23 protein-coding genes are annotated in these 23147 nt (G+C 70.0%); 11 read left to right on the top strand and 12 right to left on the bottom strand.

Annotated elements, in window-relative coordinates:
* Nucleotides 1-30 precede the first annotated feature (30 nt).
* The 6 genes from G6N60_RS01960 to G6N60_RS01935 all read right to left on the bottom strand — a co-directional run bounded on the left by G6N60_RS01960 (nucleotide 31) and on the right by G6N60_RS01935 (nucleotide 6793).
* Entirely contained in the window at nucleotides 31-774 is a 744-nt protein-coding gene (locus G6N60_RS01960; RefSeq protein WP_163731802.1) for a creatininase family protein, read from the bottom strand.
* Nucleotides 771-1550: an SDR family NAD(P)-dependent oxidoreductase gene (locus tag G6N60_RS01955; RefSeq protein ID WP_163731799.1), complete on the bottom strand. Its 780-nt coding sequence runs from the start codon at nucleotides 1548-1550 to the stop codon at nucleotides 771-773. Before G6N60_RS01955 ends, G6N60_RS01960 begins: the two co-directional genes overlap by 4 nt.
* Nucleotides 1550-2935 carry a type III glutamate--ammonia ligase gene (gene glnT / locus G6N60_RS01950; protein ID WP_163731796.1) on the bottom strand — a complete coding sequence of 462 codons (1386 nt, stop codon included), beginning with the start codon at nucleotides 2933-2935 and terminating at the stop codon, nucleotides 1550-1552. Before glnT ends, G6N60_RS01955 begins: the two co-directional genes overlap by 1 nt.
* A gap of 13 nt (nucleotides 2936-2948) precedes the next feature.
* A complete protein-coding gene (locus G6N60_RS01945; protein WP_163731793.1) occupies nucleotides 2949-4109 on the bottom strand; it encodes an aromatic ring-hydroxylating oxygenase subunit alpha in 1161 nt (386 codons plus the stop codon).
* Nucleotides 4110-4138: 29 nt separating this feature from the next.
* Entirely contained in the window at nucleotides 4139-5542 is a 1404-nt protein-coding gene (locus G6N60_RS01940; RefSeq protein ID WP_163731790.1) for a purine-cytosine permease family protein, read from the bottom strand.
* A 201-nt stretch (nucleotides 5543-5743) separates the two neighbouring features.
* Entirely contained in the window at nucleotides 5744-6793 is a 1050-nt protein-coding gene (locus tag G6N60_RS01935) for an alcohol dehydrogenase catalytic domain-containing protein (protein ID WP_163731787.1), read from the bottom strand.
* Nucleotides 6794-6881: 88 nt separating this feature from the next.
* On the opposite strand from G6N60_RS01935, the gene G6N60_RS01930 reads away from it, so the two are divergent.
* Nucleotides 6882-7859, top strand: a complete 978-nt coding sequence (locus G6N60_RS01930; RefSeq protein ID WP_163731784.1) for an aldo/keto reductase — start codon at nucleotides 6882-6884, stop codon at nucleotides 7857-7859.
* Here the strand turns inward: G6N60_RS01930 and G6N60_RS01925 are convergent.
* Complete coding sequence (locus G6N60_RS01925) at nucleotides 7856-8257, bottom strand: DoxX family protein (protein WP_163731781.1); 402 nt, start codon at nucleotides 8255-8257, stop codon at nucleotides 7856-7858. The two genes, G6N60_RS01930 and G6N60_RS01925, sit on opposite strands and share 4 nt — an antisense overlap.
* A 47-nt stretch (nucleotides 8258-8304) precedes the next feature.
* Here G6N60_RS01925 and G6N60_RS01920 point away from each other — a divergent pair, with 47 nt between their 5' ends.
* Together G6N60_RS01920 and G6N60_RS01915 are read left to right on the top strand one after the other, a co-directional pair.
* Nucleotides 8305-9762, top strand: coding sequence for a protein adenylyltransferase SelO (locus G6N60_RS01920; protein ID WP_163731778.1), 1458 nt, complete (start codon nucleotides 8305-8307; stop codon nucleotides 9760-9762).
* Nucleotides 9763-9858: 96 nt separating this feature from the next.
* Nucleotides 9859-10647 (top strand): cutinase family protein, encoded by a 789-nt coding sequence (locus G6N60_RS01915; protein WP_163731775.1) that lies wholly within the window; start codon nucleotides 9859-9861, stop codon nucleotides 10645-10647.
* On the opposite strand, the gene G6N60_RS01910 is transcribed toward G6N60_RS01915, so the two are convergent.
* Both G6N60_RS01910 and G6N60_RS01905 read right to left on the bottom strand, forming a co-directional pair.
* Nucleotides 10571-11230 carry a DUF998 domain-containing protein gene (locus G6N60_RS01910; protein WP_163731772.1) on the bottom strand — a complete coding sequence of 220 codons (660 nt, stop codon included), beginning with the start codon at nucleotides 11228-11230 and terminating at the stop codon, nucleotides 10571-10573. The two genes, G6N60_RS01915 and G6N60_RS01910, sit on opposite strands and share 77 nt — an antisense overlap.
* Entirely contained in the window at nucleotides 11227-12417 is a 1191-nt protein-coding gene (locus G6N60_RS01905; RefSeq protein WP_197746911.1) for a PucR family transcriptional regulator, read from the bottom strand. The genes G6N60_RS01910 and G6N60_RS01905 overlap by 4 nt, the downstream gene beginning before the upstream one ends.
* Nucleotides 12418-12501: 84 nt before the next feature.
* On the opposite strand from G6N60_RS01905, the gene G6N60_RS01900 reads away from it, so the two are divergent.
* The 3 genes from G6N60_RS01900 (at nucleotide 12502) to G6N60_RS01890 (ending at nucleotide 15183) form a co-directional block, all read left to right on the top strand.
* The gene (locus G6N60_RS01900; RefSeq protein WP_163731769.1) at nucleotides 12502-13602 is read left to right on the top strand and encodes a ferredoxin reductase; all 1101 of its coding nucleotides are present in this window, start codon (nucleotides 12502-12504) and stop codon (nucleotides 13600-13602) included.
* A 15-nt stretch (nucleotides 13603-13617) separates the two neighbouring features.
* Nucleotides 13618-14754 carry a fatty acid desaturase family protein gene (locus G6N60_RS01895; protein ID WP_163731766.1) on the top strand — a complete coding sequence of 379 codons (1137 nt, stop codon included), beginning with the start codon at nucleotides 13618-13620 and terminating at the stop codon, nucleotides 14752-14754.
* Nucleotides 14755-14823: 69 nt separating this feature from the next.
* The gene (locus G6N60_RS01890) at nucleotides 14824-15183 is read left to right on the top strand and encodes a hypothetical protein (RefSeq protein ID WP_163731763.1); all 360 of its coding nucleotides are present in this window, start codon (nucleotides 14824-14826) and stop codon (nucleotides 15181-15183) included.
* Between the two features lie 10 nt (nucleotides 15184-15193).
* Here the strand turns inward: G6N60_RS01890 and G6N60_RS01885 are convergent, their stop codons facing one another.
* Nucleotides 15194-15853, bottom strand: a complete 660-nt coding sequence (locus tag G6N60_RS01885; protein WP_163731760.1) for a TetR/AcrR family transcriptional regulator — start codon at nucleotides 15851-15853, stop codon at nucleotides 15194-15196.
* Nucleotides 15854-15981: 128 nt separating this feature from the next.
* On the opposite strand from G6N60_RS01885, the gene G6N60_RS01880 reads away from it, so the two are divergent.
* The 5 genes from G6N60_RS01880 to G6N60_RS01860 all read left to right on the top strand — a co-directional run bounded on the left by G6N60_RS01880 (nucleotide 15982) and on the right by G6N60_RS01860 (nucleotide 21246).
* On the top strand, nucleotides 15982-17118 hold the full coding sequence (locus G6N60_RS01880; protein WP_163731757.1) for a VOC family protein: 1137 nt from the start codon (nucleotides 15982-15984) through the stop codon (nucleotides 17116-17118).
* Nucleotides 17115-18053 carry a fumarylacetoacetate hydrolase family protein gene (locus G6N60_RS01875; RefSeq protein WP_163731754.1) on the top strand — a complete coding sequence of 313 codons (939 nt, stop codon included), beginning with the start codon at nucleotides 17115-17117 and terminating at the stop codon, nucleotides 18051-18053. Before G6N60_RS01880 ends, G6N60_RS01875 begins: the two co-directional genes overlap by 4 nt.
* Nucleotides 18050-19576 carry a bifunctional 3-(3-hydroxy-phenyl)propionate/3-hydroxycinnamic acid hydroxylase MhpA gene (mhpA, locus tag G6N60_RS01870; RefSeq protein WP_163731751.1) on the top strand — a complete coding sequence of 509 codons (1527 nt, stop codon included), beginning with the start codon at nucleotides 18050-18052 and terminating at the stop codon, nucleotides 19574-19576. The genes G6N60_RS01875 and mhpA overlap by 4 nt, the downstream gene beginning before the upstream one ends.
* Nucleotides 19573-20760 (top strand): cytochrome P450, encoded by a 1188-nt coding sequence (locus tag G6N60_RS01865; RefSeq protein WP_246240199.1) that lies wholly within the window; start codon nucleotides 19573-19575, stop codon nucleotides 20758-20760. The genes mhpA and G6N60_RS01865 overlap by 4 nt, the downstream gene beginning before the upstream one ends.
* A gap of 90 nt (nucleotides 20761-20850) precedes the next feature.
* A complete protein-coding gene (locus G6N60_RS01860) occupies nucleotides 20851-21246 on the top strand; it encodes a transcriptional regulator (RefSeq protein WP_163731748.1) in 396 nt (131 codons plus the stop codon).
* Here the strand turns inward: G6N60_RS01860 and G6N60_RS01855 are convergent.
* Together G6N60_RS01855 and G6N60_RS01850 are read right to left on the bottom strand one after the other, a co-directional pair.
* Nucleotides 21243-22061, bottom strand: coding sequence for a DUF732 domain-containing protein (locus G6N60_RS01855; RefSeq protein ID WP_163731745.1), 819 nt, complete (start codon nucleotides 22059-22061; stop codon nucleotides 21243-21245). The two genes, G6N60_RS01860 and G6N60_RS01855, sit on opposite strands and share 4 nt — an antisense overlap.
* A gap of 3 nt (nucleotides 22062-22064) precedes the next feature.
* A complete protein-coding gene (locus tag G6N60_RS01850) occupies nucleotides 22065-23126 on the bottom strand; it encodes an aminotransferase class V-fold PLP-dependent enzyme (RefSeq protein ID WP_163731742.1) in 1062 nt (353 codons plus the stop codon).
* Nucleotides 23127-23147 lie beyond the last annotated feature (21 nt).

Here is a 23147-nt window from a genome sequence, read left to right as displayed (position 1 = left end):
CAGAGATGGTACGGCGCGCACCGATGCGCACTACCTCAATGGTGGCACCTCGTCATGTGCGGCGACGACCATCGCCCGTGCCGCGGCGACCACGTCGTTCCACAGTTCGAGGCCTAACGTCTTCGAGGCCCGCGAGGGATGACCGGTGACACCGTTGGTGGAGACGTGCTGCACCGGGTAGCGGAACACGACGCCCGCGGTGCGATCGGGGTCGTCGGCGGTGCGCATCTGCTCGACGTCGACCAGCTCGGGACGCAGCACCAGCATCAGCGACGTCTCGGCGGCGTTGGCGTGCCAGTCCACGGCGTCGGCGGTGGCCCGCTGGGCGATATCGGGGGACAGCTCCCACCACTGCATGACCCCGACACCGCTGTCGGGGAACCGGTGTCGGAAGTCGTCGCACGCGATCCACAGCGGCGCGGCATTGCCGACGTGCCCGTTGACGAAGAGCACCCGGCGCGCGCCGGAGTCGGCACAGGCCGCGGCGACGCGCAGCGCCGCGGCCGCGGTCTCGTGGCCGGTGCAGGCGATCGTGCCGGCCAGCTCCGTGCCGTGGAACTGGCTGGCGCCGAACGCCAAGGGCGGCAACACCAGTGCGACGTCACCGGCAGCCGCGTCGGCCAGCGCCGCCGCGACGATGGTGTCGGTGCCGACCGGCAGATGCGGACCGTGCTGTTCGGTCGCGCCGACCGGTATGAGCACCACGGTGTCGGGGTCGGTTGCGAAGCGATCCGCCAGTTGCCGGGAGGACAGCTCGCCCCAGTGCCGCGTCAATGGAGTGTCACCCCGGCGTTCACGCAGATCGACTGTCCCGTCACGCTTCCCGCGGACGCACTGGCCAACCAGGCGACGGCGTCGCCGACGTCCTCGGGGGTGCACAGGGCTCCGGTCAACGTCTCGGCCGTGACGGCAGCACGGATGTCGGCGACCGGCGTCTGCGTGACGGCCGACTCGGCAGCCCACTTGTCGAGCACCATGTCGGTCTCGATGATGCCCGGGCACACGGTGTTCACGGTGATGCCCCGTCGCCCCAACTCCAGCGCCGCGACCTGTCCGAGTCCGATCTGCGCGAACTTGGACGGGGCGTAGGCGCCGTAGAGCGGCCAGGCCCGGATGCCCGCCTCGGAGGAGATGTTGACGATGCGACCACCCGCCTCCCCCATGGCCGCCGCCGCGCTCTGGATGCCGTAGAACGTCCCCAGCAGGTTGATCTCGAAGCACCGCCGGACCTGATCGCCGGTCAGTTCCAGGATCGATCCCGCCGCCATGTAGCCCGCGTTGTTGACCCAGCAGTCCAGTCGGCCGAACTCGGCGAGCGCGGCCGCGGCGAGGTCCTTCGACGTTTGCTCGTCGGCGACGTCACCGCGCACCAGAAGGGTTCGGGCCGAGGTGGTCTCGCCGATCCGGGCCGCCGTCTTGACCGCGGAGTCCTCGTCCGAGGTCCAGCCGATGACGGCGTCGAAGCCGTGCCGGGCCAGCGCGGTGCTGATGCCCGCGCCGATGCCGCGGCCCCCTCCGGTGACGACGGCGACCGGGTTGCCGGCAGCCACTAGAAGAACCTCAGGTAGCGATCGGTCTCCCACGCCGACACGTGCGCGGTGTAGGACTCCCACTCCAGACGCTTCTCCGAGACGAAGGAGTCGAACATGGCGGAGCCGAACACCGACCGCGCCAGCGGATCGCTCTCCAACGCGTCGATGGCACCGTCCAACGACCTTGGTAGCCAACCGATTCCGCGCTCGACGAGATCGGCGTCGGACAGCCGGTAGAGGTTGTCGCGGTTGGGCTCACCGGGGTCGAGACCCTCGCGGATGCCCTCGAGACCCGCCGCGAGCATCAGCGCCGCCCCGAGGTAGGGGTTGTTGGCGCTGTCGGCGGCGCGACACTCGACGCGGCCACCGCCCCGCGGGATCCGCAGCATGTTGGTGCGGTTGTTGTCTCCGTAGCAGGCGAAGATCGGCGCCCAGGTGAGACCGGACATGCTGCCCTGCTTGACCAATCGCTTGTAGCTGTTGACCGTCGGGGCAATCACGGCGCAGATCGCCGGGGCATGCCGCAGCACGCCGGCGATGAACTGATAGCCCAGCGTGGACAACCCACAGTTGCGCGGGTCGTCGGTCGCCTCGAACAGGTTCGCGCCGTCGGTGCCCGCCAGCGACATGTTGTAGTGCGCACCGCTGCCCGTCCGGTCGGCGAAGGGCTTGGGCATCCACGACGCGAACAGCCCGTGCTTGCGTGCGATCTCACCGACCATCATCCGGAAGAAGACGAACCGATCCGACATCGACACCGCGTCGGTGTAGGTGAAGTCGGTCTCGAACTGGCCGTTGCCGTCTTCGTGGTCGAACGAGTAGACATCCCAACCCAATTCGTTCATCGCCGTGACGATCTCGTCGACGATGCCGTAGTTGTGCAGCAGCCCGCGCAGGTCGTAGCAGGGCTTGTCGAGGTCGTCGTCGAGACTGGCCGGGGCGGGCGTGCCGACGCGGTCGTCGGTCAGCAGGAAGAACTCCGTCTCGATCCCGAGGTTGAAGGTGTAGCCCAGCGTGGCGGCGTCCGCCGTGACCCGCTTGAGGATCTGACGGCTGCACGCCTCGAACGGCGCGTCGCCGATCCACAGGTCCCCGGGGAACCAGGCGACCTCGCGGTTGAACGGGGTGATGATGCCCGCGTCGAGGTCGGGGTGTGGCGCGACCTCGTCGTCGTTGACGTCCTGCGGCACGCCGTCCAGGGCGGCGCCGGTGAACATCTCCGAGCCCTTCGTCGCCTGCCCGAGGTGGTTGAGCGGCACCATCTTGGCCTTGGGCTTGCCGTGCATGTCGACGAAGCTGATGGCCGCGTACTTGACGCCGGACTCCGCGAGCCGGTCGGCGACCGCCGCCGCCGTGGTCGCCGTCCCGGGTTGGGCGTGCTGCCCGTTCAACACCGTGGTCATGTGAAAGCCCTTCCTAGCCGGTGGATGCGAGAGTGGTCGTGCCGAGGAGCCCCAGTTCGCGACCGAGGTATCGGTAGAACTCCCAGAGCGGACGTTCCAGGTGCGACAGCCGGCCGACACCGGTCACCCCGGAGTTGATGGCCTTCTGCACGGCCGCGCAGACGTCGAGATCCTCGCGATGGATGTCGCAGATCGACTTGACCAGTTGGTTGCGCCGCTCCTCGAACTCCGGCGCGGCGAGCGCGGCAGGCGACATGGCGATGTCGAGATGCACCTCGATGCGCCCGGCACCCAGCGGCAGCACCTTGAGCCAGTACATGTAGCCCGGTCCCATCGCCACCTGCAGCAGCGGGTAGGCGATGAAGATCAGCGTCTTGCGGCTGTGTTCGGGGCTGAGCGTGTCCGCACCGGGCGCCATGAACGGCGCGCTGATGGGGTAACCCGGCGCCTGCGCGGACCACATCGTGGTGAAGTAGGGGCCGACCTCACCGGTGGAGCTCAGGTGGGCGGGGAACTCGTCCTCCAATGACCCGCGGTGCGGGCCCATGTGGTGGTAGCACTCCATGAAGTTGTCGACCATGATCTTCCAATCCCATTCGCACTCACCCCATTCGGTGTGCTCGACGGTCTGGTAGTTCTCGAAGTCGTAGGGGTCGACCTGTTCGGCGAGCCCGGCCAGCTGCTCGGCCACCGGCGTGGCCTGCCCGTCGAGGTTGACGAAGACGAACCCCTTCCACACCTCGTGCCGGAACTGCTTGAGCCCGTAGTCGGCGCGGTTGAAGCCGTTGGACTGCTTCATCTCCGGTGCGCCGGCCAGGTGGCCGTCGAGACCGAACGACCACAGGTGGTACGGACACTGCAGCACCTTGGCCTCGCCGGCGCCGCTGCAGAGTTCCATCCAGCGGTGCGTGCAGTTGCGCGAGAGCACCCGGACCTCGGAGTGCCGATCGCGGGTGACCACCAGCGGGGTGCCCAGGATGTCGATGCTGTAGTAACTGCCGTCGGTCGGGATCTGCTCCATGCGGCACAGCGGGATCCAGCCGCGTCTGAAGATGCGGTCGACCTCGTCGGCGTAGAGCTCGTCGCTGCCGTAGACCTCGGGGGGCAGGGTGGTGGCGTCGGCGGGTGAATCGATGGCGCAGGTGGCGGTCATTCGCGTGTAGTCGAAGGCCATGGGTGTCTCCTCGGCGTGGGGGTGGTGGGTTAGGCGACTGCGCCGGATGCGACGCTGCTGTCGGCGGTGATGGTGTACTCGGCGTCGTCGATGGTCGTGTGACGATTGAGCGCATAGTGCAGGCCGCCCGCCACGAAGAGGCCGACGAGCCAGGCGATGTCGACGCCACCGAGTGCGGTGGCGACGGGTCCGACGAACAGCGGGCAGCTCATGAAGGGCACCTCGGCGATGACGGCGATCGCGTAGGTGCCGATGGCCTTCCAGTTCACCAGGCCGTAGCGGCCCCGCATCGACACGATGCTGGCGACGTCGTAGTGGCCGCGGTGGATGACGTAGAAGTCGACCAGGTTGATCGCGGTCCACGGCACCAGCATGTACAGCAGGAACAGGATCAGGTTCGACAGGTTGGTGAGGAAGTCACCGGACAGGAAGATGCCGATGGCGGTGCCAATCAGCCCGAATCCGCCGGTGGCACAGGCACGTACGAGCCGCGACACGTGCGGTGGACCACCCGCCTGGGTCACCGTCGAGAGCCCGGCCATGTAGGGGCCGTAGAGGTTGTCGCAATTGGCCCCGATCATGCCGAGCACCAGGACGACCGCGATGACCGGGGCGCCGAACGGCGCGAGCTTCGACAGGTACACCAGGGCATCGCTGTTGAGACTGTCGAGGGCGTAGACCGCGACGATGGCGCCGAGGGCCATGAACGTGATGGCCCCCGCGCAGGTGCCGATCAGCGTGTACCAGAACGTCTTCGCGCCGCCCTGCGCCGTCGGCAGGTAGCGCGAGTAGTCCGAGACGTAGGGCGCGAAGGTGATCTGCCAGCTCGCGCAGATCGACAGGATCAGGAAGAAGTTCGCGAACGTCGGCTTGGCCGGTGCGGCCGGCGCCGACCCGTAGTGTGCGATCGCCGCGATGAACAATAGCACCAGGACGATCACCGACACGACCGCCATCGCGCGATCGAAGAGGTGGATGATGCGGTAGCCGGCGAAGGCGATCGCCCAGGTGAGCGCGTTGCAGATGACGATGCCCGCCCAGGTCGGGATGCCGGTGATGCTGGCGATGGCCTGTCCGCCGATGACACCGGCCCCGGCGAAGTAGCCGATGTACATGATGATGGCCAGCAGGTTGGGCAGGGCGGCTCCGAAGAAGCCGAATTGTGCTCGACTCTGGATCATTTGGGGCAGGCCGAGCTGAGGACCCTGGGCGGAGTGGTAGGCCATGAAGACCGCTCCGACGAGGTTGCCGATGACGATGGCGAGCAGGGTGGGCATCAGCCCGGCGCCGATCGAGATGCCGATGGCGCCCGTGGTGGCCGCCATGACCGTGGCGTTGAGCGAGAACCAGAGCGGAAGCAGATGCCAGGCCTTGCCGTGGCGTTCGGCCTCCGGGATCGCGCCGATGGAGCGCTGTTCGATCAGTGTTGCCATGTGTTGTTCCTGGTGACCTCGAGGCGGGGGCCGCCCGCCGTGGTTGATCAAGGTGAGTCACCGACGTTGTGACGACACGACCGTAAGCGCGCCCCGTTTCCGGACTGTTTCCTGGCCGTGAATGACGTATTGACACTTTCGAGCCCACTCGGGCCGGTGTTCTAGGCGCTGAGCTGTGGGTTCTCTGTGTTCATCAATAGGTTATTGAGAGCGCGGCGACGATGACCCCGGTTCCAGGATCACCTTGACGCACTCCGGACTCCGTGCCGCCACCGCGGCGTAGGCGTCGGCTGCCGCCGCGAGCGGGAACCGGTGGGTGAAGATCGCGTCGGTGCGAAGAGAACCGTTGGCCACCAACGGAATCAGCTCCGGCCACGTCTGCTGGATGGGTGCGGTGGTCATGCGCAGGGTGAGGCTGCGCACCAACCCCATCAGGATCGGCAGCGGATAGGGCTCGAGGTCGTGCACGCCCAACACCGACACCGTGCCATCGGCGCGCACGCAGGCCAGCGCATCGTTCAGCGTGGCGTCGAGCGCGACGGTGTCGATGACGCCGTCCGCCCCGCGGCCGCCGGTGTGCTCGAGCACCGCGGCGATCGTCGGCCCCTCGATCGCGATGGCTCCCGAGTCGACGGCGAGCGCGCGTCGCCCGGCCACGGGATCGGCGGCGAGCACGGTCCCCGCGCCCTGCGCGAAGGCTGCCCGCACCGCGCACAGTCCGACCGCGCCAAGACCGATGACCACGACCGTCCCACCCGGCGGGATGTCGGCCTTCTTCGCGCCGATCCACCCCGTCGAGAGGTTGTCGGTCAGCAGCAGCGCGGCCTCGTCGTCGACGCCGTCGGGAATGCGCAGCAGCTGAAAGTCCGCGGCGGGCACCGCGACCGCGGTGGCCTGCCCGCCGCCCAGCACGCCGGACCCGAAGATCTGCATGCCGCGCACGCACGTCACCGGGTTGCCCGTGGCGCAGCCCGCGCACCGTCCGCACCCGGTGACCGAGGCGGCCAGCACGCGATCCCCGACGCGCACGCCCGACACCTCCGGCCCGACTTCGGTGACGGTGCCCAGGAATTCGTGACCGACGGCCACCCCGTCCCCCACCGGCAGGTCGCCGTCGTAGAAGTGCAGATCCGATCCGCAGATAGCCGACGCCTCCACCCCGACGACCGCGCCGTCGGGTCCGGGCAGCACGGGGTCGGGAGCGTCGCGGACCTCGACGGCGCCGGGCCCGGTGATGACGACGTTGCGCATCCGGGCGACGCTACCGGTGGGTGGGCCCGCCGAAACCGGTAATGGCAGACCCTCCCAGGGGTTCTCCCACCGTCGTACCGTCGAAGGAATGAAGCACATCGAACTCGGGACCCTGGACGTCGGACGCATCGGACTCGGCGCCATGGGCATGTCCTTCGCCTACAGCGGAGCCGGCAGCGACGACGCGGAGTCCATCCGCACCATCCATCGGGCCATCGACCTCGGCGTCACGCTCATCGACACCGCCGAGATCTACGGCCCGTACACGAACGAGGAGCTCGTCGGGAAGGCGCTCAAGGGCCGCCGCGACGACGTCGTGCTGGCCACCAAGTTCGGCATGGTCTCGCACGCCGGCGACGGTCCAGGCAACCTCGACAGCAGCCCGGCCAACATCCGCACGGCGGTCGAGGGCTCGCTCAAGCGGCTCGACACCGATCGCATCGACCTCTACTACCAGCACCGGGTCGATCCCAAGACGCCCATCGAGGACACCGTCGGCGCGCTGGCCGAGCTGGTGACCGAGGGCAAGATCCGCCACGTCGGGCTGTCCGAGGCGGGGCCGGGAACGATCCGCCGGGCGCACGCCGTGCACCCGATCACCGCGCTGCAGTCCGAGTACTCGCTGTGGACGCGGGATTCCGAGGCCGAGGTGCTGCCGCTGCTACGCGAACTCGGCATCGGGTTCGTCGCCTACTCGCCGCTCGGGCGCGGCTTCCTCACCGGACAGATCCGCTCGACGGCCGACTTCGAGGACGGTGACAACCGAAAGTCCAACCCGCGCTTCGAAGGTGAGAACTTCCAGCGCAACCTCGAAGCGGTGAAGGAGGTCGAGGCCATCGCCGCCGAGGTCGGCGCGACGCCCGCCCAGGTGGCGCTCGCGTGGCTGCTGGCCCAGGGCGACGACATCGCCCCGATCCCCGGCACCAAGCGCGTCACACGCCTGGAGGAGAACGTCGGGGCCGACGCGGTCGAGCTCACCCCGGACCAGGTCGACAAGCTCACCAAGGTGTCACCCGCGGTCGGCGATCACCACAACGCCGACCAGATGAAGATGATCGGCCTCTAGCCCTCGCGCGCTCGCCACGCCGCCCACGCGCCCGTCGACCACAGCGCCCACAGCACCAGCAGCGGCTGGAACAGCAGGCGGATGGCGCGTGAGCGGTCCGAGTCGAGCCCGAAGGCATCGGAGTGCGTGACGTACTGGGAGACGTTGCCGGGGAACACCACGACGAACAGCGCGGCGGCGAGCCAGCCCAACGGCACCCGCCACCGGCTGACGAACAGCAGCGCCGCGCCGAGGACGATCTCGACGATGCCCGAGGAGATCACGACGAAGTCGGCGTTCAACGGCAGCCACGGCGGCACCTGGGCGTAGAAACTCGTCCGCGCGAAGCTGACGTGGCTGACACCGGCGAACACCAGGGCCGCACCGAGCAACCAGCGGGCACACGTGCGCAACGTCATCTCGCTCATCGTGCCAGGGCCGGGGAGTTCTCCGTACCCTGGACGGGGTGAGCGCCGCACCCGTCACCACCGTCGTCCTGCACGACCGCTTCGCCCGGGACCTGCCGGAGCTGGCGCTGCCGTGGCAGGCCGCCGCCGCGCCCGATCCGACGTTGCTCGCGCTCAACGAGCCGCTGGCCCGCGAGCTGGGGTTCGACGCAGCGTGGCTGTCCAGTCCGGACGGGCTGGCCCTGCTGGTGGGGGCCGCGGTCCCCGACGGCGCGGTCCCCGTGGCGCAGGCCTACGCCGGCCATCAGTTCGGTGGTTACACGCCGCGCCTCGGCGACGGCCGGGCGCTGTTGCTCGGCGAACTCGTCGACGCGGACGGCCGGATGCGCGACCTGCACCTCAAGGGCTCGGGGCGCACGCCCTTCGCCCGCGGCGGAGACGGTCTCGCGGCGGTCGGACCGATGCTGCGCGAGTACGTCATCAGCGAATCGATGTTCGCCCTTGGCATTCCGACGACGCGCGCGCTGGCGGTCGTGGCGACCGGTCAACCCGTCATGCGCGACCTGGTGCTGCCCGGCGCGGTCCTGGCCCGCGTCGCGAGCAGTCACCTACGCGTCGGCAGCTTCCAGTACGCGGCCGCGACCGGTGACGTCGACCTGGTGCGACGGCTCGCCGACCACGCGATCGCGCGGCACTATCCCGACGCCGCCGGGGCCGACCGGCCGTATCTCGCGTTCTTCGAGTCGGTCGTCGCGGCGCAGGCGGCACTCGTGGCCCAGTGGATGCTGGTCGGGTTCATCCACGGGGTGATGAACACCGACAACATGACGATCTCGGGCGAGACGATCGACTACGGCCCGTGTGCGTTCATGGAGGCCTACGACCCCGCGACGGTCTACAGCTCGATCGACCACTCCGGCCGCTACGCCTACGGCAACCAGCCGATCGTCGCCCAGTGGAATCTCGCCCGCCTGGCCGAGACCCTGCTGCCCCTGATCGCCGAGGACCAACCGCAGGCCATCGATCTGGCCGTGGCCGCGCTCAACGGGTTCGGACCCGCCTACGACGCCGCGCATTCCTCGGGGATGCGGGCCAAGCTCGGGCTGACCGGCGCCCCCCACGACGACGCCGACCTGGTGCCGGACCTGCTGGCACAGCTCCAGCAGAGCCGCGTCGACTACACGTCGTTCTTCCGGCAACTCGCCGACGCCGCCCGCGGTGACGCCGAGCCCGCCAGGGGGTGGTTCGTCGACCTCGCCGCCTTCGATCGCTGGCTGTCGCGATGGCGCACGCTGGCGCCGGACCCGGACGCGATGGACCGGGTCAATCCCGTCTACGTTCCGCGCAACCACCTCGTCGAGGAGGCGCTCGCGGCGGGCACGTCGGGGGATCTCGGCCCGCTGCGCGAGCTGCTGGACGCCACGGCGCGCCCGTTCGACGAACGGCCTGGCCTGGAGCGTTTTGCCGCCCCGGCACCCGACGACTTCGGCCCCTACCAGACCTTCTGCGGTACCTGAGGCACCGTGATATTCCCTACCGGAGGGTTGGATAGATCACCTAACTCGTCACATTCTGGTGGTTTGTCACGGTTCGATCACGGTCATCCCTGCGGGATGAGCCAACGCCACCTCGCCCAAGTCCTCGGTGTAGCGGCAACGGCGGCATCGGCGTTGCTCCTCGCGTCCCTGCCCGTCGCATCCGCCGATCCCGCCCCGGGCATCAGCCCGCCGGCGCCGCCGCCGGGTTGCCCCGACGTCGAGATCGTCTTCGCGCGCGGCACCGGCGAACCCCCCGGGGTCGGCTTCGTCGGCCAGGCGTTCGTCGATTCGCTGCAGTCCAAGCTCGGCCCGAAGTCGGTCAACGTGTATCCGGTGCAATACCCGGCCACGATCGACTTTCCGCGGGCGGTCGACGGCGTGAACGACGCCGCCGCGCACATCGAGGCGACGGCGGCGAATTGCCCGAAGACCAAGGTCGTGCTCGGCGGGTTCTCCCAGGGCGCCGCCGTCGCCGGATTCGTGACCTCGGCCGTGGTCCCGCCGGGGGCGGCCGACACCGGTGTCACCGGACCGATGCCGCCGAACGTCGCCGACCACGTGGCCGCGGTGACGCTATTCGGCACGCCGAACCACCGGTTCATGGGCTTCATCAACCAGCCCGACATCGTGATCGGTCCGCTGTATGCGGGCAAGACCCTGAAGTCGTGCGTCCCGGGGGATCCCATCTGCTCCGACGACGGCGGCGGCGACTACTCGCTGCACAACGACTACGTGGCCGACGGCCTGACGGATCAGGCCGCGAACTACGCCGCGGGCAAGCTGGGCGTCAAGGTGCCGCCTCCTCCTCCGCCACCGCCGGCGGACCCGGACGACGCCCCGCCGCCGCCCCCGCCCAACCCGTAAGCAGGTAGACGGCGGTCAGCGACTGCCACGCGATGATCGTGTAGACGCTGCCCCGTTCCCACGTGGCGGCGGGCAGCAGCACGGTCGTGGACGTCGTCGACGCGACGGCCAGCAGCGCGAAGCTCGTCAGACCGGTGGCGGCCAGCACGATCGATGTACGTCGTGAACGGCGATGTGCGCCAAGTGATCTCAGCACCGCACCGCTCGCCAGAATCGCGGCATTTCCCCCGAGGATTGCCAGCACCGCCCCGGTCGCATGCACCCAGGCGTGAGCGGGCACGCCGCTCGGCACGCTCGCGACCGTGACGTTGCCGATCGCGTTGAACGCCGCGCACGCCACGAACGTCCGACCCCGCCCTCGCGCACCGCGGGCGACGAGTGCGGCCCCCACGAAGAACAGCGTCCCCTGAATGACGAAGGCGGCGTTCATCAACGGGCTCAGCGGGGAGTCCGGCCGACCCAGGTCGCTGATGAAGTTGCGGGCATAGTCGTAGTGGGGCGGGGCGTGTGCCGCGATCGCCTCGGCGCTCGGGTAGGCGACCCCGGCGATCAGCCAGCACGCGGCCCCGGCGCGCACGCTCACGTCGAAACCCCCAGTGCGACGGTCAGTTCCAGGATGGTGCGCGGGTCGTTCAACCGGTCGCCGTACAGCTCGCGCAGCTGGGTCATCCGGTAGCGCACCGTCTGCGCGTGCACGAACAGATCGGCCGCGACCGCGTCGCGCTGACCCTGGTGCAGTAGCCACGACCGCAGGGTCTCGGCCAGTCGGTCGGCGGTCGAGGGCCGCAGCTCCGCCAGCGGCGCAAGGACGTGCCTGCGCAGATCGGCGGCGGCGTCGGCATCGGCGGTCAACACCAACTCGACGAGATGGTCGTCGGTGTCGACGACGTCGTCGTCCACGGCCAGCTCGCGAGCCCGCAACGCCCGGCGGTAGGACGACTCCGCGAGCATCCACGGTCGGGCCGGGCCCACCAGGGCCCGCCGCCCCTGCAGTGCCGACCGCAGTTGCCTCCGGTGCCTGCCGTCCAGGTCGGGCACCAGCAGCACCGCGAGTGGCTCCGCGGGGTCGACGCCGGGCAGATCCTCGCCCACCTGCAGGGTGGCCTGTCCGAATCGGGCTGCCAGACCGCGGGTTTGGGCCTCGGCCACCACGACGGCGGTCAACGTCTCCGGTGGCTGCCAGCCGGCCTGCTCGGCGCTGGCGCGCAACGCCTCGGGGGGCTCACCCGTCAGCAGTTGGCGGGCCAGCCGCTCGAGGTAGCGCTGCCGGACCCGTCCGGTGGTCGCCAGCTCGTCGGCGTGCCCGGACACGCTCGAGGCCGACAGCTCGTCGATGAACGCGAACACCAGCTCCGCGAACCGGGCGACGGTCCCGGCCGACAGCCCCGAATCCACTGCCGTTGCCGACAACTCCCGCCACGCGACGCGCGCGCCGACGCGGTACGCCGACAGCAGCGCATCCATCGTCCGACCCTGGCGGGCCTCGCCACGGCCCAGTTCGTAGGCGCCGTCGAGGGCGGGCGCGAGCGTCGCGGCCGGGTCGGAGCCGTGGGCGCGAACCGCCAGTCGCAGGAACGCGCCGAGCGCCATCCGCACGGCGTTCTCGATGTTCGCACCCATCTGTCCGCTGAAGGCCCTGGCGTAGCTGGGCACCTCGACCGTCACGGCGGTGACCGTGCGTTCGGCCATCCTGGGCAGTACGGCCTGCAGTGCGGCCACGACGTCCTCGTCGAGGTCGAGACCGGTCATCCTCAGCGCTGGCTCGGACAAACTATTCCTCACGAACAAATTGGCGTCGAATATTCACGCCGTGCGACCAAGACTTTATACCCCCGTCTTGGCGACAGTGGAGACATGACAACGACAGCACCCCGCCCGACCACGGTCGACGCGCTGCGGGCGCGGGTCATCAAGTTCGCCGAACGCGTGACCACGCCGCTGGTGCCCGCCGACTACCTCGACGTCATCGACCCCCTGCGCTCGGGCGCCGACCTCCGCGGCCGCATCGTCGCCATCCACCCCGAGACCCGCGACGCCGTGTCGGTGGTCATCAGGCCGGGACGCGGCTGGCGCGGCCACACCCCCGGGCAGTACGTCCGCATCGGGGTCGACGTCGACGGCGTCCGCCAGTGGCGGGCCTACTCCCTCACCTCGCGGACCGACCAGAACACCATCGCGATCACCGTGAAGGCGATCCCGGACGGCACGGTGAGCAACCACCTGGTGCGCCGGGCCACCGTGGGCACCATCGTCCAACTCGACCAGGCCGCAGGCGAATTCACCCTCGGCGACCAGACGCCTTCCAAGATCCTGTTCCTCACCGCGGGCAGCGGCATCACCCCGGTGATGGGCATGCTGCGCAACATGACCGCCAACTCCGACGCCGGCCCCGAGTCAGACATAGTCGTCGTGCACTCCGCACCCACCGCCGAGGACGTCATCTTCGGCGGCGAACTCCGGCAGCTCGCCCGGACGGGACGGATTCGGCTGCTGGAGCGCCACACCGACGCCGACGGCGTCCTCGACGTCGCCGAGCTCGACGGGCTCGTCACCGATCTGGCCGAGCGTCAGACGTGGGCCTGCGGCCCGGCGGGCCTGCTCGACGCACTCGAGAACCGTTGGGCGGCAGCCGGTGTCGCCGACCTCCTGCACACCGAGCGCTTCCGACCGACCATCGTCAGCGCCGGCGACGGCGGCCAGGTGACCTTCTCGACCTCGGGCACCGTCGTCGAGGCCGCCGGCGCCCAAACCCTGCTCGACGCCGGCGAAGCCGCGGGTGTCCTCATGCCGTCGGGCTGCCGGATGGGCATCTGCTTCGGCTGCGTGGCCCCGCTGCGGCAGGGCGCCGTACGCGATCTGCGCACCGGCGACCTCACCTCCGCCACCCCCGGCGACGACGTCCACATCCAGACCTGCGTGTCCGCCGCCGCGGGCCCCTGCGACATCGCGCTCTGATCAAGGAGATTCGACATGACCACTCAGCTCGCCAACGATCCGACCACCCACCTGACCGCCGAGGACATCGAGAACCTCGGACGCGAACTCGACGCGATCCGCGAGCAGGTCATCGCCAGCCGCGGTGAGCGCGACGCCGCCTACATCCGCAGGGTGATCGACGGCCAACGCAAGCTCGAACTCGGCAGTCGGGCGATCCTGCTCTTCTCGCTCTTCCCGCCGGCGTGGATCGTCGGCACCCTCGGCCTGTCGATCTCGAAGATCGTGGAGAACATGGAGATCGGCCACAACGTCATGCACGGTCAGTGGGACTGGATGCGCGACAACAAGATTCACTCCACCACGTGGGAGTGGGACAACGCCTCGCCCGCCGACATGTGGAAGCACTCCCACAACGAGGTGCACCACACCTACACGAACGTCCGCGGCAAGGACCACGACCTCGGCTACGGCATCATGCGCGTCGACGAGAACCAGCAGTGGGTGCCGTTCTACCTCGCCCAGCCGCTGTGGAACTTCCTCAACGCGTGCCTGTTCGAATACGGCATCGCGGCCTACGACCTGCAGATCGGCAAGTACCTCAAGGGGCGCACCGACAAGGCGGAGTTCCGCGCCAAGGGCAAGCGGGTGCTCGCGAAGATCCGCAGGCAGGCCACCAAGGACTACCTGCTGCACCCGCTGCTGTCGGGGCCGTCGGCGGTGTCCACGCTCACGGCCAACCTGACCGCCAACGTCGTGCGCAATCTGTGGACGCACTCGGTCATCATGTGCGGGCACTTCCCCGAGGGCGTGCAGACCTTCGAGCGCAGCTCGATCGACGGCGAGACCCGCGGCGAATGGTATCTGCGGCAGATGCTGGGCTCGGCCAACATCTCGGGCAGCCGCCTGCTGCACTTCATGACCGGCAACCTGTCCTTCCAGATCGAGCACCACCTGTTCCCCGACCTGCCGAGCAACCGCTATCAGGAGATCGCCCCGAAGGTTCAGGAGCTGTTCGAGCGCTACGGCCTGACCTACACGACCGGCTCGCTGCCCAGGCAGGTGGCCTCGGCGTGGAAGAAGGTCTTCGCGCTGTCGCTGCCGAACGGCTTCGCCCGCAGGGCGGTCACCGCGGTCACCCCGTCGACCGTCACGCGCGCGCACGCCGCCTGACGAGAGCGATCGGGGTAATTTCCCCGTGTAAATTCGGTGTTACGTCCGTGTTGCGCCTACAGTGGTGGCATGGACGACAAGTCGGTGTTCTCCGAGGTCGAGGCGTTGCGCGCCACCCGGACGCGGCCCGTGCTCTCACCCGCTGCGCTCGAGGTGCACGTGCGCGTCGTCGACCACCTCGCGCACAGCACGCGGGGCGCCTTCATCGCCGACGACGTCCTGGACACGCTCGCCCACGGCCGCGTCACCACGATGGCCGCCATCGAGCTGTCGCTGGCGGGTTGGTGGCGCCGTCTCGACGGCGGTTACGTCATCGCCGACCAGGACCTCATCGACGCCCTTGCGCACGGCGCCGTCTGGCGTCGCGTCGGCTCCGCGTGCCGGCGAATGTGGCGAACCCTCAACAGCGAGACCGTCATCCCGCTGTAGCCCGCCCGCGTCAGGCCGCCGAACCCGCCTGACCGAACGCCGCGAGGTCGGGCAGCGGCAACCCGCAGATCCGACGCGCTTCCTCGGGCGGCATGCCCAGCAGCTTGAGGACGTGTTCGGTGACGGCGTCCGCGGCGGAGGCGTCGTCGCGATCCGGTTCGTCGTGCAGCAGCTGCCCCAGCCCCAGCAGCGCACCGCCGACGACCGCCATCGCCAAGCTCAGGTCGGCGACCTCGAAGCGGCCGGCCGCCATCCCCGCCTGCACGTCCCGCCGGGCCCGCGGCGCCACGCCCCGATCGGAGTTCAGCAGCGAAAGTCCGCTCGCGAGAAGGACTTTGCTCTCCTGCGGGCGCCGACGGAACAGTCGACCCGTCAGGCGGAAGCTGCGGGCGAACGCCTCGGCCGGGTCGTCGAGCGACGCGGTCAGATCGTCGAGGAGCGCGCCGTGGACGTCGAGCACCTCGGTCAGCGCCGCGTCGAACAGCTCTTCCTTGCTGTCGAAGTGGTTGTAGAACGACCCCATGCCGACGTCGGCCGCCTGGGTGATCTCCAGCACGGGGACGTTGAGCTTGCCGGCCGCGATGAAGGACTGCGCCGCGGCGATGAGCGCCGCACGGGTGCGTTGTTTGCGGCGCGCCACGCGGTTGGGCGGGTCCTGCTCGACGGCCATGGGCGGTCCTCTCCGGCGATGACCGGACGATCTTAGCGCGATCGTCGGATCTGAGGATTTCGTCAGATTGCTTGACTGAGGATAGCGGCGTATGTGACGATTTCGTCAGCACGTTGAGAGGAGGCGCGGTGAGCCACACCGTCGACGCACATCGGGACCTGCACAGCGAGCAGGGCGCCCGCCCGGGCGAACACCGCCACCGGTCCCGCCAGCCCATCATCAAGGTCCGCGACATCGCCTGGCTCGAGTTCGAGAAGCCCGACCTCGTCCGCGCCGAGGCCTTCGCCCACGCCTTCGGCTTCGCGACGGCGCTGCGGACCGACGACGAGCTCCGGCTGCGGGGCACCAACTCGGCGGGACCCTGCCTCATCGCGCGCAAGGGCCCCCGGTCCCGTTTCGTCGGCTGCGCGTTCACCGCCCACGACGAGATCGACGTGCTGACCGTGGCCGACGCCATGGGCGCGACGCCCACACCCCTGCCGGAGGACATCGGCGGCATCGCCGTCGACCTGGTCGACCCCAGCGGCATCCCGGTCCGGGTCGTCGCGGGCCTGCACGACGGGGTGCCGCTGCCCGCCCAGACACCGCACGTCTACAACATGGGTCGAGAGACGTTGCGCGCCAACGCCACTCAGCGTCCGCCCAGGATGCCCGCGCGGGTGCAGCGGCTCGGCCACGTCGTCCTGCAGAGCACCAGGTACCGGGCCGCGCTGAACTGGTACCTGGACACCCTCGGCATGATCGTCAGCGACTTCCTCTACTTCCCCGGTCAGCGCGACCAGGGCCCGGCGATGAGCTTCATCCGCTGCGACCGCGGTGCCACGCCCGCCGACCACCACACGCTCGCCCTCGCACTCGGCCCGCGCACCCGGTACGTCCACTCCGCATACGAGGTCGCCGACCTCGATGCGCTGGCCGCAGGCGGAGAGTACCTGCGGGAGCGCGGATACCGGCGCTCGTGGGGCATCGGCCGGCACGTCCAGGGCAGCCAGATCTTCGACTACTGGCGCGATCCGGACGGTTTCCTCGTCGAGCACTTCACCGACGGCGACATGTTCGACTGCACCCTCGAACCGGGCTGGGCGGCGTTCACCGCGTCGGGGCTGGCGCAGTGGGGGCCGCCGGTGACCAAGGACTTCCTCGGCATCACGCCGGGCCCGGAGGCCCTCGACGAACTGCGGTCGATGGCGGCCGCGGTCCGCGACCGCGACAACGAATTCACCCTCTCCCGCCTCGGCGGCCTACTGAAGGTAGCCAGCTCGTGACCATCACCGTCCTCCGCACCGCCGACGCCTGGTACGTCAGCACCGACTCCGGCGCGGTGCCAATCGACACCGACGCCGCCACCACCGCGGAGCTGCTCGGGGATCGCGCCGCCATCGAGGCGGCCCGCGGCCGCGACGGTGGCGTCCCCGTCGAGAGCCTGGCGCTGGTCTCGCCGGTGACCGCGCCGTGCCGCGTCGTCGCCCAGATGACCAACTTCGCGTCACACGTCAAGGACGCGGGCATGGATCCCGCCACGGTGCCGTTGACGTTCTTTCGCAAGGCATCCGGGTCGATCAGCGGTCCGACCGCCGACGTCGTCAAGCCCGCGCACGTCCGGTTCCTCGACTACGAGGTCGAGATCGGGCTCGTCATCGGCAGGGAGCTTCCGGTCGGCTCGGACGTCACCGACGCGAACCTCGCCGACGTCGTCGCGGGTCTCGTCGTCACCAACGACGTGTCCGCCCGCGACGTGCAGCTGCCGAAAACCCAGTTCTACGAGTCGAAGTCATATCCCACCTTCACCCCCGTGGGGCCGTTCCTGGTGCTGCTGGAGGCCGCCGAGTTGCGCCGCCTCGGCGATCTGCGTCTGCGGTTGAGCGTGAACGGCGAGGTGCGGCAGGACTCCGTCGTGGCCGGCGACATGATCTACCGACCGGTGCGCACCCTTCGGGAGCTGACGCGCTTTCAGCGCATGGACGTCGGCGACCTGCTCCTCACCGGAACCCCCGCGGGCACCGCGCTGAGCGCACCGCCCAAGCCCGTCGAGATCATCGGGCAACTGCTCCCGCCCGCGCTGAAGTGGAAGGCGTTCTTCAGGAGCCAGTCGAGGAACGCCAAGTACCTCGCCGACGGCGACGTCGTGGCGGCTAGCGTGGCGACCGACGACGGGGCGATCGACCTCGGCACCCAGCGAACGGTGGTCCGGTACGCATGAGCACCGAGCACGTACCGGTGGTCGTCATCGGCGCCGGACCGACCGGCGTCACGGCCGCCACGCTGCTGGCCCAGTACGGCGTCCGCTCGCTGATCCTCGACCGCTGGTCGCGGGTCTACCCGCAGCCGCGCGCGGTGCACCTCGACGACGAGGTCTACCGCATCCTCGCGCGCCTGGGCGTCGCCGACGGGTTCGCCGCGATTTCGCGCCCCGCCCTCGGACTGCGGCTGCTCGATGCCACCATGGCCACCCTGGTGGAGTTCGCCCGCGATACGACGTTGAGCCGCAACGGCTTTCCGCAGGCCAACATGTTCGACCAACCCGACCTGGAGGCCCTGCTGCGGGCCAACCTGACCCACCATCCGGAGGCCGAGTTGCGCGGCGAGGTCGAGGTCACCGACGTCGTAGAGGACCCCGCCGGCCGCGTCCGGGTGACCTATGCCAATCGGGCCGGCGGCAAGGACCGGACCGTCACCGCCGACTACGTGCTGGGCTGCGACGGCGCCAACAGCCTGACCCGCAGCCGCATCGGTTCCCGCATGGTCGACCTCGGGTTCGCGCAGCGGTGGCTCGTCGTCGACGTCGCCACCTCGGCGGACCTCGCCCAGTGGGAGGGCGTGCACCAGGTGTGCGACCCGAACCGGGCGGGCACCTACATGCGGATCGGTGACACCCGCTACCGCTGGGAGTTCCGGCTGCACGACGACGAGGCGGCCGCGGACTTCGGCACGCTGGACCGTCTCGGCCCGCTCATCGCGCCGTGGGTCGGCCGCGTCGACGCCGGTGACCTCGAGATCGTCCGGGTGGCGGAGTACACCTTTCGTGCGCAACTGGCGGACCGTTGGCGGCGCGGCCGGGTCTTCCTGCTCGGGGACGCCGCTCATCTGACCCCGCCCTTCATCGGTCAGGGCATGGGCGCCGGCGTGCGCGACGCGGCGAACCTGACGTGGAAGCTGGCGGGCGTGCTGCGCGGCACCCTGGCCGACGGCGTACTCGACAGCTACGAACAGGAGCGAAAGCCGCACGCCCGCAGCATGATTCGACTAGCCCTCGTCGTCGGTCGACTGATGACCTCCGGTGGCGCGCTCGGCAGTCGCGTGCGCAGGGCCGTCCTGCCGCGGCTGAGCCGGCTCCCCGGATTGACCTCCAAGGTGCTGGACGGCAGGACCCCCGCCCTGCACCGCACCGCACTGGTGCGGCGGTCCCGATTGCCGTGGGACCTGGCGGGCACGCTGTGCCCCAATCCGCTCGGCGCCGACGGCACGCGGCTCGACGCCGAACTGGGCCTCGGGTTCGGTCTCGTCACGACCGTCGCACCCCCCGCCCGCGCCACGCACCGTGGAGCGGCGGTCCACGTCGTCGCGCCGAACTCCGAACTGGCGGCGTGGCTTCGGCGCGGACGTGCGAAGGCGGCCATCGTCCGGCCCGATCGCACCGTGCTGGCGGCCGGCCGCGACGTCGCCGCCCTGTGCGACGCGCTGCCCGCCTCCACGACGCTGCGGACGACGGAGCCCGTCTCGTGAGGACGACCCACCGCGGCGTCCCCGTCTACCGCCCCAACGTCTACCGCACCGACGCGATCATCGACCCCTACCCGCACTACACGCGCATGCGCGAGATGGGCGAGGTGGTCTGGCTCCCCCGCCAACGGGTCTACGCGCTGCCGCGCTTCGCCGAGTGCAAGGCCGTCCTCCGCGACGACGAGGGGTTCATCTCCGGCCAGGGGGTGGCGCTCAACCCCATCATCAACTGGATGTCCCGCGGGACCACCCTCAACAGCGATGGCGCCGAACATGATCGGCGACGCAAGCTCGTCGCGCATCGGATGCTGCCGCGCGCGCTGCGGGCCATCGGCGAGAGCGTCGACGCGCAGGCCGCGGCCGTCGTCGACGCCGCGCTCGCCAAGGGGGCGATCGACGGGGTGGCCGACCTCGCGATGGCGCTGCCGATGGCCGTGGTGCCCGACCTCGTCGGCTGGCCCCGCGATCAACGCGATCACCTCCTGCCCTGGGGTGGAGCGACGTTCGACGTGCTGGGTCCGGTGAACGTGCAGTCGCTGCGGGCACTGCCGGGCGCCCTGCGGATGCTGCGGTTCGCCCGCCGGGTGGTGCGCGAACGCGCGATGCTCGAGGGCAGCCTCGGGCACGACGTCCTGCTCGCCGCCGACGAGGGCAAGCTCTCCCACGACGAGTGCTCGCCGCTGATGGTCGACTACATCGCACCGTCGCTGGACACCACGATCAGCGCGATCTCGCATGCGCTGTACCTGTTCGGCACCCATCCCGAGCAGTGGCAGCGGCTGCGCGACGATCCGACGCTGCTGTCCAACGCGGTCAACGAGGTGGTCCGCTACGAGTCACCGCTGCGGGCCTTCTCGCGAAAGGCGCTGCGGGACAGTCAGATCGGTTCGACGTCGATACCCGCCGGCGCGAGGGTCCTGGTGGTCTACGCCTCGGCCAACCGCGACGAGCGAGAATGGGACGACCCGGGCACCTTCGACATCGGCCGCGACGCCACCCGCCACCTGGGCTTCGGCCAGGGCGCGCACGCCTGTGCGGGTCAGGGCCTGGCCCGGCTGGAGACCACCGCGATACTGCGGGCTCTCGTCGAGCGGGTGGAGCACATCGAGGTCACCGGTCCGCCGACCTGGGCGATCAACAACATCATCCGGCGCCACGAGCGACTGCCCCTGCGGCTCGTCGGCTAGCGGGTTTGGAGTCGACGCACAGCGGGAACACTGTCGCCGCTTGGCGGCCGCGGTGGGGACCGCGTCGCGACGACGGGGGGCTTTTCAGGGATGACGACATTCGCCGCACGATTGAATCGGCTGTTCGACACGGTGTATCCGCCGCTGCGCGAGCCGTACAAGGGGACGGAGGTCGTCGCCGCGCTCAAGGCCGCGGGCGTCAAGATCTCCGGGCCCTACCTCTCCCAGCTGCGGGCGGGCACCCGCACGAACCCGTCGAGTGCCACCATGGCCGCCCTGGCCATGTTCTTCGGCGTCGAACCGGCCTACTTCACCGACGACCAGTACTACGCCGCGATGACGAAGGAACTCGACTGGCTGGACATCGCCCGTGACGAGGGCGTACGCCGCATCGCCGCCCGCACGATCGGCATGTCGCCGCGCGCGCTGCGGGAGTTGGAGTTCGCGGCCGACGAGCTGCGCCGCGAGGGCTGCCGCGGCGCCTAGCCACCCAGCCGGATGTGGACGCCGGCGTGCTGCAGTTGGTCGAAGCCGTAGGTGAACTCGCCGCGGTGACTGACCGACACGACGTACCGCTCCTGTCCCTCGGTGATCGGAAACGTGAACGCGAACGTGCACGACCCCGGGGCGGGGTGGCCGTCGCCCAGTGCGGTGGTGGCCAGTGTCTCGCCCGTTCCGTTCTTCACGATCACCCTGGTGTCGCGTCCGATGTCGGAGAACCCGTCGCTGCCCCGGCACGTCGCGCCGTCGGTGGCGATCGAGCTGATGCCCGTCCGGTCCAGCGCATCGATGAGGACGAATGTGCCTGTGACCGTGGTCGTTTCGAGGACGTGGAAATTATCGGAGAAACGCGGGCAGAACTGGTCGACGGCGATCTTGTCGGCGGGCAGGCCCTGTTGCGGACCGCCGGCCTCGAGTTGGGCGCAGACCCGTCGGCCGTGGGCCAGCGCGTCGTCGTCGGAGGAGAAGGCGCCCGCCCAGCCGGCGTCGCGCAGGACGGACAGATACGTCGCCTCGGGCGAGGCGGCCTGGTCGCGGTGCGGATGCTGCAGGACCCACACCATGCCGGCCACCAGGACGACGATGACCGTCAACGCACCGGTGCCGAGCCATGACGACCGGACGCTGTGGCGGCCGGGGGCGGACACCTCGACGTACTGGGGCAGCATCCGGCCGCCGACCTCGTCGGTGGTCTGCGACCGTCCGTTGCGGACCCTGTTGGTGGGCCGTCCGGTGACGTAGTAGCGACCCTCGTGGCGGCCGGTGGGGTCGGGCCGCCAGCCCGTCGGCGGAGGGTCCATCGCTCACCTCCCCGCGCCGACGACCCGCACCAGGGCGTCGACGTCGCGCTGGTCGTTGTACACGTGGGTGGCGACGCGAACCAGTGCGGTCGAGGCGTCGTAGCGGCCCGTCCACGCCCGAATGTCGGCGTCGATGAGCCGTCGTCGCAGCGCGTCGAGGTCGACGCCCGGCAGCAGGAAGGACCGCAGCCGCGGCGGCCGGAACCCGACGGCCGCCGTCGGGACGGCCCCGACGGCTTCCAGTGCGTCACTCGCGTGGTCTGCGAGGTCCGCGCACTCGGCGAACAGCCCCGCCGCCTGCCACGTACGGTGCAGCGCGATGGCCTCGGGTAGGGCCAGCCGCGACGCGGGGTCGAAGGTGCCCGGCCACCCGAACCGGTCGGCGGGGCACGCCTCGTCGAAGGTCAGCGACGTCTCGGCCGGGTACAGCGGCACCGCGCCGTACACGATCCCCACCGACCGCGGCACCGGCAGCCACTTGTGCAGCGTGCCGAATACGACGTCGACGTCGCGCCACCAGTCGAGTCCGACGTGGAAGGGGCCGTGCGCGGCGTCGACCACCACCGTGGCCCCGCGCCGGCGTCCCCACGCCGCGAGCTCGGCGACGGGGAGCCGCAGCGCCGCCGACGAGGTGATGGCGCTGAACTGCAGCACGGCCACCGAATCCGGTGCACGACAGGACATCTCGTCGAGCAGCTCGCCGGCGTCGTCGAACGGCAGCCGCACCGGGACGACGGTCAGCGTCGCGCCGACCTCATCGCAGCGTCGCCGCCACCCACGGATGACCGAGGAGTACTCGCAGTCGAGGACCACGACGGTGTCCCCGGGGCCGAGGGCCACCGAACGCTGCACGGCCGCCGCGCCCGCGGTCGCACTCGTCGTCAGCGCACAGCACTCGGCGGGCCACCCGAGCTCACGGGCCACAGCGTCGACCACACCGCGCAGCCGCACCAGGAGGGCGTCGCCGAGGGTCGTGTTCGGATCGCGTTCGAGCTCGGCCCGCAGCGCGGCGCAGTGTTCCAGCATCGCGGTGGGCGCCAGACCGTAGGACGCGTGGTTCAGCATGACGATCTCCCGCGCGAGCGG

The sequence above is a fragment of the Mycolicibacterium madagascariense genome, assembly GCF_010729665.1.
Lineage (GTDB): Bacteria > Actinomycetota > Actinomycetes > Mycobacteriales > Mycobacteriaceae > Mycobacterium > Mycobacterium madagascariense.
The sequence above is the reverse complement of the archived record's forward strand: the minus strand, read 5'-3'. Positions and strand labels throughout refer to the sequence as shown.

Excerpts from the sequence above, each read along its gene's own strand:
- G6N60_RS01855 (WP_163731745.1), bottom strand. The coding sequence starts at position 22,061 with ATGGACCCTCCGCCGACGGGCTGGCGGCCCGACCCCACCGGCCGCCAC.
- G6N60_RS01915 (WP_163731775.1), top strand. The coding sequence starts at position 9,859 with ATGAGCCAACGCCACCTCGCCCAAGTCCTCGGTGTAGCGGCAACGGCG.
- G6N60_RS01890 (WP_163731763.1), top strand. The coding sequence starts at position 14,824 with ATGGACGACAAGTCGGTGTTCTCCGAGGTCGAGGCGTTGCGCGCCACC.
- G6N60_RS01925 (WP_163731781.1), bottom strand. The coding sequence starts at position 8,257 with ATGACGTTGCGCACGTGTGCCCGCTGGTTGCTCGGTGCGGCCCTGGTG.
- G6N60_RS01930 (WP_163731784.1), top strand. The coding sequence starts at position 6,882 with ATGAAGCACATCGAACTCGGGACCCTGGACGTCGGACGCATCGGACTC.
- glnT (WP_163731796.1), bottom strand. The coding sequence starts at position 2,935 with ATGACCACGGTGTTGAACGGGCAGCACGCCCAACCCGGGACGGCGACC.
- G6N60_RS01945 (WP_163731793.1), bottom strand. The coding sequence starts at position 4,109 with ATGGCCTTCGACTACACGCGAATGACCGCCACCTGCGCCATCGATTCA.
- G6N60_RS01900 (WP_163731769.1), top strand. The coding sequence starts at position 12,502 with ATGACAACGACAGCACCCCGCCCGACCACGGTCGACGCGCTGCGGGCG.
- G6N60_RS01940 (WP_163731790.1), bottom strand. The coding sequence starts at position 5,542 with ATGGCAACACTGATCGAACAGCGCTCCATCGGCGCGATCCCGGAGGCC.
- mhpA (WP_163731751.1), top strand. The coding sequence starts at position 18,050 with ATGAGCACCGAGCACGTACCGGTGGTCGTCATCGGCGCCGGACCGACC.
- G6N60_RS01860 (WP_163731748.1), top strand. The coding sequence starts at position 20,851 with ATGACGACATTCGCCGCACGATTGAATCGGCTGTTCGACACGGTGTAT.
- G6N60_RS01935 (WP_163731787.1), bottom strand. The coding sequence starts at position 6,793 with ATGCGCAACGTCGTCATCACCGGGCCCGGCGCCGTCGAGGTCCGCGAC.
- G6N60_RS01895 (WP_163731766.1), top strand. The coding sequence starts at position 13,618 with ATGACCACTCAGCTCGCCAACGATCCGACCACCCACCTGACCGCCGAG.
- G6N60_RS01885 (WP_163731760.1), bottom strand. The coding sequence starts at position 15,853 with ATGGCCGTCGAGCAGGACCCGCCCAACCGCGTGGCGCGCCGCAAACAA.
- G6N60_RS01850 (WP_163731742.1), bottom strand. The coding sequence starts at position 23,126 with ATGCTGAACCACGCGTCCTACGGTCTGGCGCCCACCGCGATGCTGGAA.